The following is an 18,837-nucleotide window of genomic DNA, read 5'->3' on the forward strand; positions in this document are numbered from 1 at the left end:
GCCCATTCGCCGGAAGACGGGGGACCGCCACTGCAAGAGGACTAGGCCGGTTGGGGGAACTGGATGGGGTGGGGGCGTTGGAAACCCTACACCTTGAACCACAGAGGACAGTGAGGACACAGAGGGGTCACAGAGAAAGACAAACCAAATGGAACGTGGGTCTTGATCGACTCACCCGCTGGTTTGGCCTTCTCCGTGGATCTCCGTGCTCTCACTGCCCTCTGTGGTTCAAGGTGTGGGGTTTCTTTCAACAAAGCTGTGGCGTTAAACCTCCAACCGCCTCAGCAAGGCATCGGCGCGTTGCGGCGGGCGTAGTGCCACCAGGTGATCAGCACGCAGCTGATGTAGAAGCCGATGAAGCACAGCAAGGCGGCGTCGACGCTGCCGGTCAGGGCCAGCGACGAGCCGAAGCTCTTGGGGATGAAGAAGCCGCCGTAGGCGCCGATGGCGGCGGAGAAGCCCAGCACCGCGGCGGCCTCCTTGCCGGCGTCGACCAGCGCCTGCTTCTCGGCCTGGGCGCCGCGCCCGGCCGCCGCGCGCTGGCGCTCGGTGAGGAAGATCACCGGGATCATGCGGAAGGTGGAGCCGTTGCCGATGCCCGACAGCGCGAACAGCACGATGAACATCGCCAGGAAGCCGACGAAGTTGCCGCCCTGCCCCGCTTGCGGCAGGAACTGCATCACGCCGATCACCGCGCCGATCATGCCGATGAAGGTCCAGAAGGTGACGCGCGCGCCGCCCAGCTTGTCCGAGATCCAGCCGCCCACCGGCCGCGTCAGCGCGCCCACCAGCGGACCGAGGAAGGCATAGGCGGTGGGATCGACCGTGGGGAACTGCGATTTGGTCAGCATCGCCAGCCCGGCCGAGAAGCCGATGAACGAGCCGAAGGTGCCCACGTAGAGCCAGCACATCAGCCAGTTGTGCTTGCGCTTGAAGATCACCGCCTGGTCGGCGAACGATGCCTTGGCGTCGGCGATGTCGTTCATGCCGAACCACGCCGCCACGCTGGCGATGGCGATGAACGGCACCCAGACGAAGCCGGCGTTCTGCAACCACATGCTGGCGGTGGCGCCGTCCTTCACATAAAGCTGCGGCGCGCCGCCGAGCGCGCCCAGCACGCCGGCCGAGATCACCAGCGGCACCACGAACTGCACCACGCTCACCCCCAGGTTGCCGATGCCGGCGTTCAGGCCGGTGGCCAGGCCCTTGCGGGCCTTGGGGAAGAAGAAACTGATGTTGGCCATGCTGGAGCTGAAGTTGCCGCCGCCCAGGCCGCACAGCAGCGCCAGTCCCAGCAGGGTGGGATAGCTGGTGGTCGGGTCGCGCAGCGCGAAGCCCATGCCGATGGCCGGGATCAGCAGGCTGGCGGTGGAGATCGCGGTGAAGCGGCGTCCGCCGACGATGGGCACCAGGAACGAATAGAAGATGCGCAGCGTGGCGCCGGACAACGCCGGCAGCGCGGTCAGCCAGAACATCTGGTTCTTGCTGAGGGCAAAACCGGCCTGGTCGAGATTGACCACCACCACGCTCCACAGCATCCACACGCTGAAGGCCAGCATCAGCGCGGGAATGGAGATCCACAGGTTGCGGTTGGCGACGCGGGCGCCGCTTTCCTGCCAGAAGCCGGGGTTTTCCGGCTCCCAGCGCTTGAGCACATAGCTGGACATGGGTCAGGACTCCTGGGCAATGGCGCAGCCGGCAGGCCGCGTCCGTTCAAACGGTTGGCCGGCCAGCAGGCGCCGGTCTTGCGACAGGCGCTCCGGACGGAAGCTGTAGTGCATCCACACCAGGCTGACGCACACGGTGCCGTACAGCAGCATGAAGGCGCTGCTGCGCACGCCAGTGAGATCGAGCAAGGCGCCGAACAGGATGGGCAGGATGAAGCCGCCCAGGCCGCCGGCCAGGCCGACCACGCCCGAGACGGCGCCGATGTTGTGCGGGAATTCGTCGGAGATGAACTTGAACACCGATGCCTTGCCGATGGCCATGGCGATGCCGACCACGAACAGCAGCAGGGTGAACAGCCAGGCGTTCAGCCCGAGGTGGAAGCTGCGCGCGCCGGCCACGGTCTGCACCGTGAACTGGGTCTGCGGGTAACTCAGCAGGAAGAACGCCACCCAGCACACCCACATCACCCACCAGGTGGTGCGGTAGGCGCCGTAGCGGTCGGACACCCAGCCGCCAACCGCGCGCAGCACGCCCCCGGGCAGCGAGAAACACGCCGCGAGCACGGCGGCCAGCTTCATGTCGAAGCCGTATTCGCCGATGTAGTACTTGGTCATCCACAGCGCGAGCGCCACGTAGCCGCCGAACACCACCGAGTAGTACTGGCAGTAGCGCCATACCCGCGGGTCGCGCAGCACGTGCAGTTGCTCGCGCAGGCTGGCGCCGCCCTTGACGCGGTGCCCGGGGCGGCTGTCGGACAGGAACCAGAACGCCAGCGCGGTGACCAGCATCGCCACCGCGTACACCTTGGGCACGATCACCCAGCTGCCGGCAGCGGCGATCAGCGCGGGGGCGACGAACTTGGTCAGCGCCGAGCCGGAATTGCCGGCGCCGAACACCCCCATCGCCAGCCCCTGCCGTTCCTTGGGAAACCAGCGCGCCACGTAGGGCGTGCCCACCGAGAACGAGCCACCGGCCAGGCCGACGAACAGCGCCAGCACCAGGAACTGCCAGTAGGCGGTGGCGTGGCTGAGCAGCCAGATCGCCGGCACGGTGGACAGCATCAGCAGGAACAGCACGATGCGCCCGCCGTAGCGGTCGGTCCAGATGCCGAGGGGCACCCGCACCAGCGAGCCGGTCAGCACCGGCATCGCGGCCAGCAGGCCGAACTCGGTTTCGTTCAGCCCCAGCCGGTCCTTGATCGGAATGCCGATCACGGCGAACACCATCCACACGGCGAAACAGATGGTGAAGGCCAGGGTGCTGGCGGCCAGTACCCGGATGGCGCCCTGCGGTACGGGTTCGGCGGATTTCATGGCGACGCTCCCAACGATGGATGGTTGAGAACGAGCTTATGGCGGGCAAGCGGGGGCGCCCATTCGCCGAAAGGCCGACCGCCGCGTCGCAGGCGAACTAGGCCGGTCTACCGATGAGGTGATCGTCGGAAACGACAACAGCCCGACGGGATCGGGCTGTCCGGGCTGGGCAATGGTGGGGAGGAGCAAAACCTGCCAAGCGATTCATCGGCCGGGACAAATCAAAGATGCCACCGCAAACCAGGAACGATGTGCGCCCGGCTCTGCCGGGGGCTGCTCACGGTGATGAAACCGCGACCGCCAAACCAGATCCAAGGCGCGGTGGCGGGGGGAGTGGAATCGACCAGGAAGCGTCAAATACCGGCATACCGAACAGGCTTCGCGCCCGGCTCTGCCGGGTGCCTGCGCGATCAAGCCGACAACCGCCGCCGGCTATTTAAAGCTCCAACCGCCCCCAGCGGCCGTCGATCAAACCCTCGATCGGGTGGTATTGCGTTTTGTAGGCCATCTTGCGACAGGCTTCGATCCAGTAGCCGAGATACACGTAGGGCAGGCCCAGCTGCCGCGCCAGACCCACCTGCCACAGGATGTTGAACACGCCGTAGCTGGAGCCGGGGATGTCCGGGTCGTAGAAGGTGTAGACCGACGACAGGCCGTCCTCCAGCTGATCGACGAGGCTGACCATCCGCACCACGCCGGCTTCGCGGAATTCGGCCAGGAAGCTGGCGACGTTGCTCTTGAGGATGAAGCTCTCGTACTGCTCGCGGCCATCTTCGTCCATGCCGCCGCCGGAATGGCGCGCCGCCTGGTAGCGCTGGTACAGCCGGAAATGCGCCTCGGAATACTCCAGCCCCAGGATGCGGGTCTTGAGGTTGGCGTGATGGCGCGCGGCGCGGCGCTGGGTGCGGTTGGGCTCGAATTCGGCCACCGGCAGGCGCACCGGCACGCAGGCCTGGCAGGCGTCGCAATGCGGGCGGTAGACGAACTGGCCGCTGCGGCGAAAGCCGTGTTGCACCAGCTGGCTGTAGGTGCGGGTGTCGATCAGTTCGGACGGCACCGCCACCTGCGAGCGCGCCAGCTGGTCCGGCAGGTAGCTGCACGGGTACGGCGCGGTGGCGTAGAACTGGAGCTGGATCGTGTGGCCGCGTGGGTTCATCGTGATGGCGTTCCCGGATTGTCGCAGTGGTAGTTCCAGGGCCCGGGCAGGTCGGGCCGACTCGTCAGTATGCCCAGCGTAGCAACAAAATCGTCACGTGCTATTTCGCTTGCACCGAAACGGGCGAGGTGATCCGTGCGCATCTGGCAGTCGATCAGGCCGAAGCCCTGCTCCGCCAGCCAGCGCACCAGGTGCACGAAGGCGATCTTGGAGGCGTCCGGCGCGCGGGCGAACATCGATTCGCCGTAGAACATGCGGCCGAGCGCCACGCCGTACAGGCCGCCGACGAGCCGGCCGTCGATCCAGCACTCGGCCGAATGCGCATGGCCCAGGCGGTGCAGGTCGCCGTAGGCTTCGCGCATCTCGTCGGTGATCCAGGTGCCGTGCTCGGTGCCACGCGGTGCGGCGCAACCCGCCATCACCTGGTCGAAGGCGCGGTCGAAGGTGACCGCGTAAGGCTTGTTGCGCAGCACCTTGGCCAGCGAGCGCGGCACGTGCAGCGCCTGCGGCGGCAACACGGTGCGCGGATGCGGGCTCCACCACAGGATGGGCTCGCCGGGCATGTACCAGGGAAAGATGCCGCGCCGGTAGGCGGCCAGCAGCCAGTCGGGCGTCAGGGCGCCGCCGGCCGCCAGCAGGCCGTTGGGCTCCGCCATGGCGCTGGCCAGCGGCGGAAAACCGGGGGTACGGCCCAACCAGGGAATCATCGCGGCTGGGCCGGCTTACTTGCCCTTGCCGCGACAGTCGGCACAGACGCCGTACAGATAAAGCTCGTGTTCCTGGATTTCGAAATCGTGCTTGGCGGCGATGGCGTCCTGGCGCCGTTCGATCTCGGGATCGTAGAACTCCTCGACCTTGCCGCACTTCACGCATACCAGGTGATCGTGGTGGCCACCCTGGTTCAGTTCGAACACGGCCTTGCCGGATTCGAAATGGTGGCGCACCAGGATGCCCGCCTGCTCGAACTGGGTCAGCACGCGGTAGACGGTGGCCAGGCCGATGTCCGTGTTGTCGGACAGCAGCAGGCGGTACACGTCTTCGGCGGTCATGTGACGTTGTTCGCTGTTCTCGAACAGATTCAGGATCTTGAGGCGGGGGCCGGTGGCTTTCAGGCCGGCATCCTTGAGGTCGGTAGCATTGCTCATCGGGTTGTCTCCGCTAGGCTGCGGCAAGTGTCTAGTCAAGGTATGATATAGCGTTTGGCAAGCAACGAAAAACCAGAGCCTGCCCCAACCGCCGCCACTTGCGCTTGTGGCGGTCCGCCGCGAAAACCCGCCCGTCACAGATTCCTAGGCATGCAAACCATCAAACCGATTCTGCTTACCCTGACCCTGGTCGGCGCGCTGTCGGGCTGCGGCCTTCTCAACGCCGTGCCGCACTACAAGCTCGACATCCCGCAAGGCAACCAGGTGACCGCCGACAAGGTGGCCGGCCTGAAAGAAGGCATGAGCCACAACCAGGTGCGCTTCCTGCTCGGCACGCCGCTGCTGAACGATCCGTTCCATGCCGACCGCTGGGATTATGTCTACAGCGACGCCAAGGGCGGCAAGCTGCTGACCCGCCACGTGTTCACCGTGTTCTTCGAAGGCGACCGGCTGGTGCGCTGGGAAGGCGAAACCCTGCCCGCCGCGCCCGACACCACGCTGCGCATGACCAGCGAGCCCAAGAAGGAAGACGCTGCCGTGATCGGCTCCGAGATCAACCCCGGCTCGCCGGGCACGACCAAGGATGTCGAGGTCAAGCCCATCATCGACAAGGATTTCTGATGCCCGTGAAGATCGCCATCGCCGGCGCCTCCGGCCGCATGGGCCGCATGCTGATCGAGGCCGTGCTGGCGACCCCCGACTGCGCGCTGCACGCCGCGCTCGACCGCGCCGGCGGCGAGGCGCTCGGTCAGGACGCCACTGCCTTCCTGGGCCGCGCCTCGGGCGTGCTCATCACCGACGACCTGGGCGCGCTGGCCGGCGCCGACGTGCTGATCGACTTCACCCGCCCCGAGGGCACGCTGGCGCATCTGGCGCGTTGCCGCGCGCTGGGCGTGAACATGATCATCGGCACCACCGGCTTCGACGAGGCCGGCCGCGCCGCGATCCACGCCGCCAGCAGCGAGATCGCCATCGTTTCGGCCTACAACATGAGCGTCGGCGTGAACCTGGTGTTCAAGCTGCTGGAGGTGGCCGCGCGCGTGCTCAACCAGGGCTACGACGTGGAAATCGTCGAGATGCACCACAAGCACAAGGTGGACGCGCCCTCCGGCACCGCCATCGCCATGGGCGAAGCCGTGGCCCGAGCCTGGGAGCAGGAGCTTAAAGACATCGCCACCTGGTCGCGCGAGGGCATCACCGGCGAGCGTCAGAACGGCACCATCGGCTTTGCCGCGCTGCGCGGCGGCGACGTGATCGGCGACCACACCGTCGTGTTCGCCGGCCCCGGCGAGCGGGTGGAGATCACCCACAAGGCCAGCAACCGCACCATCTACGCGCAGGGCAGCCTGCGCGCGGCGCAGTTCCTGGCCGGGCGCCGTAGCGGGCATTTCACGATGCAGGATGTGCTGGGGCTGAATTGACCGACACCCCCATTGAAAAAGGACGCCACGGCGTCCTTTTTTCATGTGCAACCCAAGCCATCGTGGCCGACGGCACACTGGCCAATTAACAATAATTAATCTCATTTAGAGTATCGCTCGCGTACAGTGCCCTCCTGTCTGTCGCAGGGAGGTCCCATGATTCGTTACGTACTGGCCGCCGTGGCCGTCGCCACCGCCTTTTCCGCCCAAGCCGCCGAGTACCCGATCGGCAAGCCCGCCATCAGGAACGGCATGGAAATCGGCGCGGTGTATCTGCAACCGATCAAGATGGACCCGCCCGGCATGATGCAGGACGCCGCCAAGACCGACGTGCACCTGGAAGCCGACATCCACGCCGTGGCCAACAATCCCAACGGCTTCGCCGAAGGCGACTGGATGCCCTACCTGGTGGTGAAGTACGAGATCCAGAAGGTGGGCAGCAAGAACGTCATCAAGGGCGACTTCATGCCGATGGTGGCCAGCGATGGCCCGCACTACGGCGACAACGTCAAGCTGGAAGGCCCGGGCAAGTACAAGCTGAAGTACACCATCCTGCCGCCGTCGGAGAACGTGCACGCGCACTTCGGCCGCCATGTGGACAAGGAAACCGGCGTCGGCCCGTGGTTCAAGCCGTTCGAGCTGAACTATGAGTTCACTTTCGCCGGCACCGGCAAGAAGGGCGGCTACTGATGCTCGGACGCCGTTCGCTGGCCGGCGCGTTGCTGCTGCTGACGGTGGCCGCGCACGCGGAAGACCTGCCGGTGTTCCGCGTGTTGTTCAAGGACGGCACCATCGCGCCGACCCGCATCCAGGCCCCTGCCGGCAAGCGTTTCAAGCTGGAAGTGGTCAACGCCGGCAAGACACCGGTGGAGTTCGAAAGCCTGCCGTTGCGCAAGGAAAAGGTGCTCGGCCCCGGCGTGACCTCGTTCGTGGTGATCAAGGCGTCGCAGGCGGGCGAATACCCGTTCTTCGACGACTTTCACCAGCAGGCGCGGGGCGTGATCGTCATCAAATAAGAGCGGCTAACAAAACCTCCTGGCGGCGTCGCGCTCACTTGCAGTACTACCCGTACTGTCTGAGTTTCGCGCTTCTTGCCAGGACCGCTTCGCTGGTTTTGTTAGCGGCTCTAGAGCGGGCCACCCAGGCCGGGGCAAGTGCTCCGAACGTGGTCTTCAGCCGCGCCGCCGGCGCCCCGCCCCGTCCGCACCGCGCCACGGGGCGGGGGTCATTGCGGTTCGCGGTCGGGTGGTAAGCGTCGCTGCATGAGCGGTCGACAAAATCCGGTGTAGCGATTCCGGCAACGAGCGCGACACAGCCAGCAGGGTTTGGTTGGCCGATCCAAAGAGGTATTGCATGGAACAAGTTCTGTTCATCGTCTGGCGCGAAAGCGTCGAAGCGCTGCTAGTGGTCGGCATTCTCTATGCCTGGCTCAAGGCATCCCCCGCCGGCCAGCCCGGCATCAAGTACCTGTGGGGCGGCGTCGTCGCCGGCCTGGTGCTGTCCGCGCTGCTGGCGCTGGCCATCCTCGGTGTGTCGTCGTGGCTGTCGGACGACGGCCAGGAGTACTTCCAGGCCGGCATGGCGCTGGTCGCCGCCGCGCTGGTGGTACAGATGGTGTACTGGATGCGCAAGCACGGCCGCACGCTCAAGCGCGAGCTGGAAGGCGGGCTGTCCAACGCGGTATCGCGCGCCAACTGGTGGGGCCTGACGGTGCTGGTGATGGTGGCGGTGGCGCGCGAAGGCTCGGAAACCGTGGTGTTCCTTTACGGCAGCGTGGCCGGCGCCGACGCGGCGCAATGGCCGCACCTGCTCCTGGCCGGCGCGCTGGGCCTGCTGGCGGCGTTCTTCACCTTCTGGCTGCTGCAACTGGGCGGCAAGGTGCTGACCTGGCGCCGCTTCTTCGCGCTCACCGAAGTGCTGCTGCTGTTGCTGGCCGGCGCGCTGCTGGTCAGCGGCCTGGAGAAACTGGTCGATCTGGGCACCCTGCCCAGCCTGCTCGACCCGGTGTGGGACAGCTCCGCCCTGCTGGACGACAGCCAGTCCATCGGCAAGGTACTGGCCGATTTCGCCGGCTACCGCTCGCATCCGGCACTGATGGTGCTGCTGTTGTGGCTGGCCTATTGGGGCACCACCGTCACCCTGTTGCGGCGCGGTCGCGGATGAGGTCGGCCCCTGCGTTTTCCGCCCCGGCCGGCAGTGCGCTGCGCCGGGGCGCCTCCGTCTTCGGCGACTTGCTGCGCCGCCATTCGCGGCTGCTGCGCCGGTTGCAATGGGCCATCGTCGCCGTCTACCTATTCCTGTTGATCGTGCCGGTGTTCCTGCCGCTGCCGGACGAGACCGCGCACGTGTTCGACAACCTGACCGTGGCTGCGCAGTTCGCCTTCTGGGGCATCTGGTGGCCGTTCGTGCTGGTGTCGATGCCGCTGCTGGGACGCGCCTGGTGCGGCTGGCTGTGCCCGGAAGGCATGCTCGCCGAATGGGCCAGCGAACGCGGCCTGGGCAAGCCGATCCCGCGCTGGATGCGCTGGGGCGGCTGGCCGTTCGTGGCGTTCGCCTGTACCACCATCTACGGCCAGTTGGTCAGCGTCTACCAGTATCCGCGCGCGGTGGCGCTGGTGCTGGGCGGCTCGACGCTGGCCGCGGTCGGCGTCGGGCTGGTCTACGGCCGCAGCAAGCGCGTGTGGTGCCGTTACCTGTGCCCGGTGAACGGCGTGTTCCACGTGCTGAGCAAGCTGGCGCCGTGGCACTTCAAGGTGGACGGCGCGGCGTGGCATGCCTCGACCCGCCAGCCGCACCGGGTGATCCCGATCGCCGCGGTGAACTGCGCGCCGCTGCTGCCGCTGCGCCACATGCAGGGCGCGGCCGACTGTCACATGTGCGGCCGTTGCAGCGGCCATCGCGACGCCATCGCCCTCGCCCCGCGCTCGCCCGAGGCCGAGATCGTCGAGGTGGCGCAGGCCGACCGCTGGCAGACCCGGCTGATCGTGTTCGGCATGATGGGCATCGCGCTGGGCGCCTTCCTGTGGTCGGCCAGCCCGTGGCTGGTGGCGCTCAAGCAAAGCATCGCCGAGTGGCTGATCGAACGCGACCTGCTGTGGCCGCTGGCCGACAACGCGCCGTGGTGGCTGCTGACCCATTACCCCGAGGTCAACGACAGTTTCTCGTGGCTGGACGGCGGCCTGCTGCTGGGCTTCATCGCCACCAGCGGCGCGCTGGTGGGCGGCTGGCTGTACGGCGCGCTGCGCCTGGCCGACCGGCTGCTGCCCGGCCGCGACGCCGACAGTTTCGACCGGCTGGCGCAGGCGTTGATCCCGCTGGCGGGCTGCGGCGTGTTCCTGGGCCTGTCGGCCACCACCGTCACCCTGCTCAAGCACGAGGGCCTGACCAGCGTCTGGACCAACGACGCACGCTACGCGCTGCTGGCGCTGGCCACCGCGTGGTCGCTACGACTGGCCTGGCGGCTGGCGGCACGACGCGGCGCGGGCAAGGCACGGCGCACGGCGGCATTGTTGGCAACGGCGGTGGGACTGGCGCCGTTCCTGGGCGCGTGGGCGTTGTTCTTCAGCGTGTGGTGAACCCGTTGCGATACGAACGGGCAAAAGGAAACGGGGCGCCTGACTGGACGCCCCGTTTGTCTTCGAACCCAACACGTTTCACGAGTGCTATGCCTGGGCCCTAGTACGGGCTCATGTGCGCGCTAGGAGTTCGCGCCAGGAATCATCATCGTCGATCACGGCCAACTAACTTCGGCAAACGTGCCTCTAGAGGTTAAAGAACGGACTCTGATTCAATCAGCCAACAGGCTTGCGCTCGCGGGCCCGAAGACAGTTCCACCTTATGCCCGCCCCATCCGGCTTTCAAGTGCAGCAGCGTGAACGGTCGCAGCAAGGATGATCTGGATCAAGCCGCACTGCCGGCCGCGAAGCCGGACGACCACGCCCACTGGAAGTTGTACCCGCCCAGCCAGCCGGTCACGTCCACCACCTCGCCGATGAAGAACAGCCCCGGCACCGTGCGCGCCATCATGCTGCGCGAATCCAGTCCGGCGGTATCGACGCCGCCGCGCGTGACCTCGGCCTTCTTGTAGCCCACCGTGCCCGACGGCACCACCTGCCAGCGCTTCAGGCTGTCCTCCAGGCTGCGCAGCGCCTTGGCGGAATACTGCTTGAGCGGCTTGTTGTCGCCCAGCCCGGCGACGATGGCCTGCGCCAGGCGCTTGGGCAGCGCGTCGGCCAGCACGTTGGCCAGCAGCGCGTCGCGATTGGCGTCCGCCAGCAGTTCGTCCAGCGTACGCTCGGGCAGCAGGTCGATGACGACGGGCTGGCCCGGCTGCCAGTACGACGAGATCTGCAGCATGGCCGGACCCGACGCGCCGCGATGGGTGAACAGCGTGGCCTCGCGGAACTGCGTGCGACCGGTGGCGACGATGCTGTCGTCCACCGCCACGCCGGCCAGCTCCTCACGCAGATCCTCGGGCTGGAAGGTGAACGGCACCAGCGCGGGCGCGGTCGGCACGATCTCCAGCCCGAACTGGCGCGCCAGTTCGTAGCCGAAGCCGGTGGCGCCGATCTGCGGAATCGACAACCCGCCGCTGGCGATCACCAGCGATGCGCAATGCCAGGTCTCGCCGGGCGTGGTCACTTCGAAGCCGTCGTCCAGCCGGCGCACCGCGGTCACCGACGTGCCCATGCGCCAAGTGGCGCCGCCCTCGTCCACCTCGGCCTTCAGCAGGTCGATCACCGCGCCCGAGCCCTGGTCGCAGAACAACTGCCCCAGCGTCTTTTCGTGCCAGCTCAGGCCATGGCGCGCCATCAGCTTGAGGAAGTCGTGCTGGGTATAACGCGCCAGCGCCGATTTGCAATAGTGCGGATTGCGCGACAGATAGCATTCCGGCCGCACGTCCAGATTGGTGAAGTTGCAGCGGCCGCCGCCCGAGATGCGGATCTTTTCCGCCAGCCTGGTGGCGTGGTCGATCAGCACCACCGAGCGTCCGCGCGCGCCGGCGGTGGCCGCGCACATCATGCCGGCCGCGCCCGCGCCGATCACCACCACATCCGTCGTCCGTTGCGTCATGCGTTGTCCCTGGCTGCCGCGTCGATGCGGCCGTCGGGCGCGATTGTAGGGGAATCGGCCCGCGCGCGGGCCACGTGGCCGCGTCACACCGTCATCCGCTTGCTTTACACTGCGGTCCAACCTCTTCACGCCCTGCCCGACCATGCCGTTGCGCCTGCTGACCGCCCTGATCCTCTGCCTGCCCGCCTGGAGCCTGGCCGCCGTGCTGGTGACCGCCGTCGAAGGCGACGCGCGCCGCGAAGGCCAGCCGCTGGCCGCCTTCGCCACGCTGGAGCCGGGCGCGGCGGTGCAGTTGCCGGCCGGCGCCAGCATCCGCCTGGCCGATACCGAACGGGCGCGCCAGGGACGCTGGGAAGGCCCGGCCACGCTGCGCATCGACGCCGGCGGCATCCGCGCCGAAGGCCGGCAGACCGAACGCAACGCGCTGCCCGGCGCCATCCGCGCCGCGTTGCTGCGCGCACCGGCCAACCTGGCCAAGGTGGCCGAACTCGACGACGACCTGCCCAGCCGCCTGATCAGCGCCCGGCTGACCCAGGCACGCCAGCAATACCAGCGCTGGCGCACCCAGTTCGCGGCCGACGACGTGGCGCCCGAGCTGTACCTGCTCGACGTGCAACTCGCCGCGCGCGACGGCCTGGGCATCCAGGCCACGTTGGCCGAAATGGCGCGCCGCCAGCCGCACAACACGCAGCTGGCACGGCTGTCCGCGCACATGGTGTCGCTCAACCTGGCGATGAGCCCGGGCGACCCCGGCGCGCAGCTGGAAGTGAAGCCGCTGCTCACGCCCTGACTGCGTGCTTTATCCCATCCGCACCGAGGAACCCGCATGGCCGAACTGATCCGCCGTTCCAGCCCCGAAGGTCGCGTCAAGCGCGGCCGGCCCGATATCGCCACGTCGGGCGACATCCTGGAGTTCTGGTTCGGCGCGCCGGATGCGTCGGGCACGCTGCCGTTCCGTAGCGACTGGTTCAACGGCGGCGATGCGTTCGACGCCCGTATTCGCGCCCGCTTCCTGCCGACGCTGGAGGCCGCGCTCGCCGGCGAGTGCGCGCACTGGGCCGACCAGGCCGAAGGCACGCTGGCCCTGCTGCTGGTGCTCGACCAGTTCACCCGCAACGTGTTCCGCCGCAACGCGCGCGCCTTCGCCGGCGACGCCATGGCGCGAGCCCTGGCCGAGCGCCTGCTGGCGCAGGGCTGGCAGCGCGCGCTGGCGCCGGTGCAGCAGGTGTTCGCCTACCTGCCGTTCGAGCACGCCGAAACGCTGGCCGACCAGGATCGCGCGGTGGCGCTGACCTCCGGTTGGCGCAACGACCCCACCCTGGCCGATTGCCACGACTACGCGCTGCGCCACCGCGAGGTGATCCGCCGCTTCGGGCGCTTTCCCCATCGCAACGCCGCGCTGGGCCGCGACACCACGACGCGGGAAGCCGCCTATCTGGCCGAGCACGGCGGGTTCTAGGGCGAATCGACCTTCAAACGCGGGTGCGAAGGACGAAGGCCGGGATGCAGGGCAATGCGTGCCGAGCGAAGTGGGGTAATCCCCACGAGCGAGGCGCAACGCAGCCATGCGCCCGGCCTTCGACCTTCCCTGCGGGTTGGTCCGTGGGCCGGCGTCTGCTTTGTCGCACGGCTTGCAGATAGGAAGGCTATCTGCTGCGCCGCGCTTCGCGCAGCCATCCGGCCCACGGACCAACGCATCCCACGTTTGAAGGTCGATTCACCCTAGGGTGAATCGGATCGCCGTGAATTCGCCGCTCTAAGCACAATTCCGAATCGGTCGCCGCCGATGTAGCCGCTAAAATACGTGATTGCACATCGTTCCCGGACCCATCCATGTACCAGCTCATCGCCACCGACCTCGACGGCACCCTGCTCAGCCCCGACCACACGGTTTCCCCATACACGGCGGAAACCCTGCGCCAGTTGGAAAACCGCGGCCTGCGCTTTGCCATCGCCACCGGGCGTCATTACTGCGATGTGCGCGGCATCCGCGACGTGCTGGGCATCCGCGCCTACCTGATCACCTCCAACGGCGCGCGGGTGCACGATCCGGACAACCATCAGATCCACGCCGAGAACATCGAGCCGCAACTGGCGCGCGAGCTGTGCCAGCCGGAGTTCTCGCAAGGCACCTCGATCAGCCTTTACCTCGACCAGGAATGGCTGATCGGCGCGCCCTACGAACGCATGCTCACCTACCACCAGGATTCCGGCTTCGCCTACACGGTGGCGGATCTGCCCAACTACCACGGCGAGGATGTCGCCAAGGTGCTGTACGTGGCCGAGCACGAGCACCTGTTGGGGCTGGAGGACAAGCTGCGCGACCGCTACGGCGACGAGCTCTACATCACCTTCTCCGCGCTCGACTGCCTGGAGGTGATGGCGCCCACCGTCTCCAAGGGCCACGCGCTGACCGTGGTGATGGGCGAACTGGGCGTGCCCGCCACGGCGTGCATCGCCTTCGGCGACAACCTCAACGACCTGGAGATGCTGGAAACCGCCGGCCATCCCTTCCTGATGGGCAACGCCAACCCCAAGCTGGTGGCACAACTGCCGCAGGTGCCGCAGATCGGCCGCAACAGCGAAGCCGGCGTGGCGCAGCATCTGCGCCAGTTGTTCGGCCTCTGATCGCCCGTCACCCTCCCTGTCATCGACTTCTGCTAGAACATGACGAGAACATGTTCCTAGGCGGAGTCCATCATGAAGCGTGCCATCGTGGTTTCCCTGCTGTGTGCCTCCGCCTGCGTATTCGCGGCCGGCGGCGGGGGGGGTGGGGGCAGCGGCGGGGGCGGAAGCGGCAACGATCGCAACACCGCCGAAGTGACCGAACTGCTGAAGCAGGCCGAGAACGACATCCTGCACGGCGAGTGGGTGCCGGCGCAGGATGCGCTGGAAAAGGCCCGCAAGCTGGCGCCCGACAATGCCGACGTGTGGAACTGGCTGGGCTACGTCAACCGCAAGCAGGGGCGGCTGGAAGCCGCGTTCAAGGCCTACGACCGTGCACTGGCACTCAACCCCAAGCACCTGGGCGCCTACGAATACCGCGGCGAAGCGTGGCTGATGGCGGATCAGCCGCAACGCGCCGCCAACGATCTCGCCACCTTGCAGAAACTGTGCGGCAACTGCGAGCAGTACCAGGAGCTGGAAGAAGCGCTGCGCGACTATCGCGCCGCGCACGCGCAGCCCGCGGCCAGCCAGTAGCCGCGTCCCACCTTCGACGTCGATCCGCGCTGCACAACAAGCGCCGCACAAAAAAAAGGCCCCGGCAATGCGGGGCCTTTTGTCCGGTGGCGAGCGAACTAGGCGGCGCTGCCGGCCACCAGCGGCTTGAAGCAGTGCGAGCCGGCTTCGTACTGGTACAGCGCGCCCTCTTCGATGTTGAAGTACCAGCCCATCAGCATCAGCTCGCCGCTGCGCACGCGCTCTGCAATGAAGGGGAAGGTCATCAGGTTGTCCAGCGAGACGCCGATCGCGGCCATTTCGCACTGGCGCAGCTGGGTTTCGGGGTCCTCGCCGCTGGCGTTCGCCAGCACGGCCTGCCGCGCCGGATCGGCGATACGCACCCAGCGCCCGACGAAATCGGCCTCGGTCTGCGGCACGTGGCCGTTGAGCAGCGCGCGGATGCCGCCGCAACCGTAGTGGCCCAGCACGATGATGTGTCGTACCTTGAGTACACACACGGCGTATTCGATCGCCGACGACACACCGTGGTAAGCGCCGTCCTTCTCGTAGGGCGGCACCAGGCTGGCCACGTTGCGCACCACGAAGATGTCGCCGGGGTCGCAATCGGTCAGCAGCGCCGGGTCCACCCGCGAATCGGAACAGGCGATGAACAGGCTGCGCGGGTTCTGGCCGCGTTTGAGCTTATCGAACAGGTCGTTGGTCGAGTCGTTGAAGTACTTGTCCTGGAAACGGCGAAACCCGCCAATGAACTTCTCGATATCCTGCATTCGTTGCTCCATTCATGTGCCGCCGGCCCCGGTTTGGCGGCGGCCCAAGGGGCGGATTGTACAGGTAAATACCATTGCGGCCGGCTTGTAATTAAGATAAATAACTAAATAATTCTAGTTAGAACTATATGGAGGACAACACCATGCCACGCACCACTTTCCTGCCGGTCGTCCGCGAGCTCGCGCGCTGTTATCAGGCGTTCGAACGGCTGTCCGGGCGCCACATCCGCCAACTGGGCCTCACCGCCGGCCAGTTCGACGTGATCGCCACCCTGGGCGGCACCGACGGCATGAGCTGCCGTGAGCTTGGGGACGCCACCCTGATCACCAAGGGCACGCTCACCGGCGTGCTCGACCGCCTGGCCGAGCGCGGCCTGATCGAGCGCTGCGCCTGTAGCGGCGATCGCCGCAGCATCACCGTGCGCCTGACCCCGGCCGGGCAGGCGCTGTTCGACAACTCGTTCGACGCGCACTTGGCTCATCTCAAGCCCGCGTTCGATCAGTTGGCGCCCGATGAGCTGGCGGAAACCGCCGCCCTGCTCGCTCGGCTGCGCGAAGCCCTGGAGAATGAAGCACCCGATTGTTGCGAAATTCAGAACAATTAATTCCAATTTTTTCAAGCTCAGGGCGAAAACATAGCCGGTATGATTCCGCCCACAACGTCAAATTGCCTGAATGAGGAATCGAACATGTCCAAGACTCGATACGACGGGGTGCAGGTCGCTTTCCACTGGCTGATCGCACTGCTGATCGTCGCCGCCTTCGGCCTGGCGCTGTACGTGGACGACCTGCCGCTGTCCGCACTCAAGTTCAAGTTGTACTCGTATCACAAGTGGATCGGCATCAGCGTGCTGGCGCTGGTGGTGCTGCGGCTGGTCTGGCGCGCCTGGCGCGGCGCCCCATCCGCCCTGCCCGGCCAGCCGGCCTGGCAGGTGAAGGCCGCCGCCGGCATCCACCACCTGCTCTATCTGCTGATGCTGGCACTGCCGCTGGTGGGCTGGCTGATGAGCTCGGCCAAGGGCTTCCCGGTGGTGCTGTTCGGCGTGCTGCAACTGCCCGACCTGGTGTCGCGCAACGAAGCGCTGGGCCATCAGTTGGCCGAGGCGCACGAAGTGCTGGCCTACCTGTTGCTGGCCGTGGTGATCCTGCACGTGCTCGCCGCGCTCAAGCATCACTTCATCGATCGCGACGATACCCTGCGGCGCATGCTGCCCGGTCGCAGTTAAGCCGCCGGTCCTGCCCGGCGCACCGCTGCGCCGGGCGGAGATGGAACCAGTCGCCGATTCGACATACCAAGGCCGGATCGAGATCAGACGGCGATCACGCCGCACCGGCCGTACCCCACAAGTCACTCAACCTGGAGTAGCTGCACGATGAACATCCGTTTTCTCGCGGGCGCCGCGCTCGCGGCCGTCCTGGCCGTACCCGCCTTCGCCGCGCAGACCCTGGCGCCCGGCAAGAGCGCACTGGGCTTCACCTTCAAGCAGATGGGCGTGCCGGTGGAAGGCACCTTCAAGACCTACACCGCGCAGGTGAGCTTCGACCCGGCCAAACCCGAGGCCGCCCAGGCCACCTTCAGTGTGGACCTCGGCAGCATCGACGTCGGCGGCCCCGACGGCAATGCCGAAGCCCGCAAGAAAGCCTGGTTCGACGTGGCCACCTTCCCCAAGGCCACCTTCACCGCCAAGAGCGTGAAGGCGCTGGGCGGCGGCAAGTACGAAGCGCGCGGTCCGCTGGTGATCAAGGGCGTGAGCCGCGACATCGTCGCCCAGTTCACCGCCAAACCCGTCGGCAGCGACCTGCAACTGGACGGCGGCTTCCCGCTCAAGCGCCTGCAATACAAGCTGGGCGACGGCGCCTGGGCCGACACCGAGACCGTCGCCGACGACGTGCAGGTGAAATTCCGCTTCACCCTGACCGGCAAGCCCTGATCACCGGCATCCGCACCGGATACCGGGGTGAAACATCGCTCACCCCGACCCTTTGCTTCACCCCCCAAAACCTGGAGAAAACACCCATGAAGAAGACGCTGATCGCCAGCCTGCTGGCCCTGGCCGCCACCGCCGCCATCGCTGCGCCGCAAACCTACGAACTGGACAGCACCCACACCTACCCGCGCTTCGAGATCAACCACCTGGGCTTCTCGATCCAACACGGCACCTTCGACAAGACCAGCGGCACCATCGTGCTGGATGCCGAGAAGAAGACCGGCAGCGTGGACATCACCGTGGACACCACCAGCCTGGATACCGGCCTGGACAAGCGCGACGCCCACCTGAAGGGCGAGGATTTCTTCAATGTCGCCAAGTTCCCGACCGCCACCTTCAAATCCAGCAAGCTGAAGTTCGACGGCGACAAGCTGGTGGCCGTGGAAGGCAACTTCACCCTGCTGGGCGTGACCAAGCCGCTGACCCTGACCGTCGACAACTTCAAGTGCGGTCAACACCCGATGGCCAAGAAGCAATGGTGCGGCGCCGAAGCCACCGCCACCTTCAAGCGCAGCGACTACGGCATGACCGCCTATGTGCCGGCCGTGGGCGACGAGGTGAAGCTGACCATCCAGGTGGAAGCCGGCCTGAAGTAAGCGGCCCTTCCCGCCAACAAAAAGCCCCGCTTTGGCGGGGCTTTTTGTTGGGTGGGCGACGATCGGATCGCTCAGGATTGTTTGACTTCGGTGGCGGCGAGTTCGGGGGTGGGATGCCAGGTGATCTTGTAGCGGCCGGTGGATTCGTCCTGGGTAACGATGAGTTTGCCCAAGACCAGATTCACCAAGCCTCCCACATAAAAGCTGCCTCCATAATTATCCTCAATCTTTGATCCCGCAAAATCGTCGAACGAGCGTCGTTGACTACTTTCCAGGAATTGGTAGTCGTAATGCCGCCAGTTTCTTTGGACGACAAAACCAGTGCCTACGCCCTCCTGAATTTTGGCCGGTAGCGCGCCCAGCGCCGCCACATAATCTCCCGCCACCTCGTAGGTGCCCACCAGCAGATGGGCGCCACCCAGCGCAGGATCGGCATCACACGTGATCGCATAGACATTCTGGTATTGGCCTTTTCCCAGATCGAGGTTTCTACGTGCACTGATCAGGGGGGAAAAATCGTTGAAATT

General features: G+C 66.4%; 22 protein-coding genes. 14 read left to right on the plus strand and 8 right to left on the minus strand.

The genetic code is table 11. The annotated features are described in order from the left end of the window. Positions 1-281 precede the first annotated feature (281 nt). The 5 genes from C556_RS0117370 to fur form a co-directional block, all read right to left on the minus strand. Complete coding sequence (locus tag C556_RS0117370; protein WP_018749523.1) at positions 282-1,667, minus strand: NarK family nitrate/nitrite MFS transporter; 1,386 nt, start codon at positions 1,665-1,667, stop codon at positions 282-284. Positions 1,668-1,670: 3 nt separating this feature from the next. Further along, positions 1,671-2,981: an MFS transporter gene (locus C556_RS0117375; protein ID WP_018749524.1), complete on the minus strand. Its 1,311-nt coding sequence runs from the start codon at positions 2,979-2,981 to the stop codon at positions 1,671-1,673. A 436-nt stretch (positions 2,982-3,417) separates the two neighbouring features. After that, positions 3,418-4,137, minus strand: coding sequence for an arginyltransferase (locus tag C556_RS0117380; protein ID WP_018749525.1), 720 nt, complete (start codon positions 4,135-4,137; stop codon positions 3,418-3,420). Beyond that, complete coding sequence (gene aat / locus C556_RS0117385; RefSeq protein ID WP_026263179.1) at positions 4,134-4,844, minus strand: leucyl/phenylalanyl-tRNA--protein transferase; 711 nt, start codon at positions 4,842-4,844, stop codon at positions 4,134-4,136. The genes C556_RS0117380 and aat overlap by 4 nt, the downstream gene beginning before the upstream one ends. Before the next feature lie 15 nt (positions 4,845-4,859). Further along, positions 4,860-5,282, minus strand: coding sequence for a ferric iron uptake transcriptional regulator (gene fur / locus C556_RS0117390; protein ID WP_018749527.1), 423 nt, complete (start codon positions 5,280-5,282; stop codon positions 4,860-4,862). A 150-nt stretch (positions 5,283-5,432) separates the two neighbouring features. Between fur and C556_RS21000 the strand changes: the two genes are divergently transcribed. From C556_RS21000 to C556_RS0117420, 6 genes are all read left to right on the plus strand, one after another. After that, positions 5,433-5,903, plus strand: a complete 471-nt coding sequence (locus C556_RS21000; protein WP_018749528.1) for an outer membrane protein assembly factor BamE — start codon at positions 5,433-5,435, stop codon at positions 5,901-5,903. Then, positions 5,903-6,703 (plus strand): 4-hydroxy-tetrahydrodipicolinate reductase, encoded by an 801-nt coding sequence (gene dapB, locus C556_RS0117400; protein WP_018749529.1) that lies wholly within the window; start codon positions 5,903-5,905, stop codon positions 6,701-6,703. Before C556_RS21000 ends, dapB begins: the two co-directional genes overlap by 1 nt. 156 nt (positions 6,704-6,859) lie before the next feature. Then, on the plus strand, positions 6,860-7,393 hold the full coding sequence (locus C556_RS0117405) for an iron transporter (RefSeq protein ID WP_018749530.1): 534 nt from the start codon (positions 6,860-6,862) through the stop codon (positions 7,391-7,393). Next, complete coding sequence (locus C556_RS0117410) at positions 7,393-7,719, plus strand: cupredoxin domain-containing protein (RefSeq protein WP_018749531.1); 327 nt, start codon at positions 7,393-7,395, stop codon at positions 7,717-7,719. Before C556_RS0117405 ends, C556_RS0117410 begins: the two co-directional genes overlap by 1 nt. Positions 7,720-8,056: 337 nt before the next feature. Then, positions 8,057-8,866, plus strand: coding sequence for an FTR1 family iron permease (locus C556_RS0117415; RefSeq protein WP_018749532.1), 810 nt, complete (start codon positions 8,057-8,059; stop codon positions 8,864-8,866). Beyond that, the gene (locus tag C556_RS0117420; protein ID WP_018749533.1) at positions 8,863-10,278 is read left to right on the plus strand and encodes a 4Fe-4S binding protein; all 1,416 of its coding nucleotides are present in this window, start codon (positions 8,863-8,865) and stop codon (positions 10,276-10,278) included. The genes C556_RS0117415 and C556_RS0117420 overlap by 4 nt, the downstream gene beginning before the upstream one ends. 325 nt (positions 10,279-10,603) lie before the next feature. Here C556_RS0117420 and C556_RS0117425 read toward each other — a convergent pair whose 3' ends face one another. Continuing rightward, positions 10,604-11,776 carry a BaiN/RdsA family NAD(P)/FAD-dependent oxidoreductase gene (locus C556_RS0117425; RefSeq protein ID WP_040431486.1) on the minus strand — a complete coding sequence of 391 codons (1,173 nt, stop codon included), beginning with the start codon at positions 11,774-11,776 and terminating at the stop codon, positions 10,604-10,606. 142 nt (positions 11,777-11,918) lie between these two features. On the opposite strand from C556_RS0117425, the gene C556_RS0117430 reads away from it, so the two are divergent. The 4 genes from C556_RS0117430 to C556_RS21900 all read left to right on the plus strand — a co-directional run bounded on the left by C556_RS0117430 (position 11,919) and on the right by C556_RS21900 (position 14,977). After that, positions 11,919-12,566, plus strand: coding sequence for a hypothetical protein (locus tag C556_RS0117430; RefSeq protein WP_018749535.1), 648 nt, complete (start codon positions 11,919-11,921; stop codon positions 12,564-12,566). A gap of 36 nt (positions 12,567-12,602) precedes the next feature. Continuing rightward, positions 12,603-13,235 carry a DUF924 family protein gene (locus tag C556_RS0117435; protein WP_018749536.1) on the plus strand — a complete coding sequence of 211 codons (633 nt, stop codon included), beginning with the start codon at positions 12,603-12,605 and terminating at the stop codon, positions 13,233-13,235. Positions 13,236-13,609: 374 nt separating this feature from the next. Further along, entirely contained in the window at positions 13,610-14,404 is a 795-nt protein-coding gene (locus C556_RS0117440; protein WP_018749537.1) for a Cof-type HAD-IIB family hydrolase, read from the plus strand. Between the two features lie 72 nt (positions 14,405-14,476). Continuing rightward, positions 14,477-14,977, plus strand: a complete 501-nt coding sequence (locus C556_RS21900; protein WP_018749538.1) for a tetratricopeptide repeat protein — start codon at positions 14,477-14,479, stop codon at positions 14,975-14,977. Positions 14,978-15,075: 98 nt separating this feature from the next. Here the strand turns inward: C556_RS21900 and C556_RS0117450 are convergent, their stop codons facing one another. Next, positions 15,076-15,726, minus strand: a complete 651-nt coding sequence (locus C556_RS0117450; protein WP_018749539.1) for a carbonic anhydrase — start codon at positions 15,724-15,726, stop codon at positions 15,076-15,078. Positions 15,727-15,869: 143 nt separating this feature from the next. Here C556_RS0117450 and C556_RS0117455 point away from each other — a divergent pair, with 143 nt between their 5' ends. The 4 genes from C556_RS0117455 (at position 15,870) to C556_RS0117470 (ending at position 18,310) form a co-directional block, all read left to right on the plus strand. After that, entirely contained in the window at positions 15,870-16,331 is a 462-nt protein-coding gene (locus C556_RS0117455) for a MarR family winged helix-turn-helix transcriptional regulator (protein WP_026263184.1), read from the plus strand. A gap of 84 nt (positions 16,332-16,415) precedes the next feature. Further along, positions 16,416-16,952 (plus strand): cytochrome b, encoded by a 537-nt coding sequence (locus C556_RS0117460; RefSeq protein WP_018749541.1) that lies wholly within the window; start codon positions 16,416-16,418, stop codon positions 16,950-16,952. A 147-nt stretch (positions 16,953-17,099) separates the two neighbouring features. Further along, positions 17,100-17,657, plus strand: a complete 558-nt coding sequence (locus C556_RS0117465) for a YceI family protein (protein ID WP_018749542.1) — start codon at positions 17,100-17,102, stop codon at positions 17,655-17,657. Between the two features lie 86 nt (positions 17,658-17,743). Continuing rightward, positions 17,744-18,310: a YceI family protein gene (locus tag C556_RS0117470; RefSeq protein ID WP_018749543.1), complete on the plus strand. Its 567-nt coding sequence runs from the start codon at positions 17,744-17,746 to the stop codon at positions 18,308-18,310. 71 nt (positions 18,311-18,381) lie between these two features. Here C556_RS0117470 and C556_RS23270 read toward each other — a convergent pair. Beyond that, positions 18,382-18,837 (minus strand): hypothetical protein (locus C556_RS23270; RefSeq protein ID WP_157236253.1); only part of this gene is annotated, 456 nt, incomplete at its 5' end.

Origin of the sequence: Chitiniphilus shinanonensis DSM 23277 (genome assembly GCF_000374805.1) — a bacterium.
GTDB classification, from domain to species: Bacteria; Pseudomonadota; Gammaproteobacteria; order Burkholderiales; family Chitinibacteraceae; genus Chitiniphilus; species Chitiniphilus shinanonensis.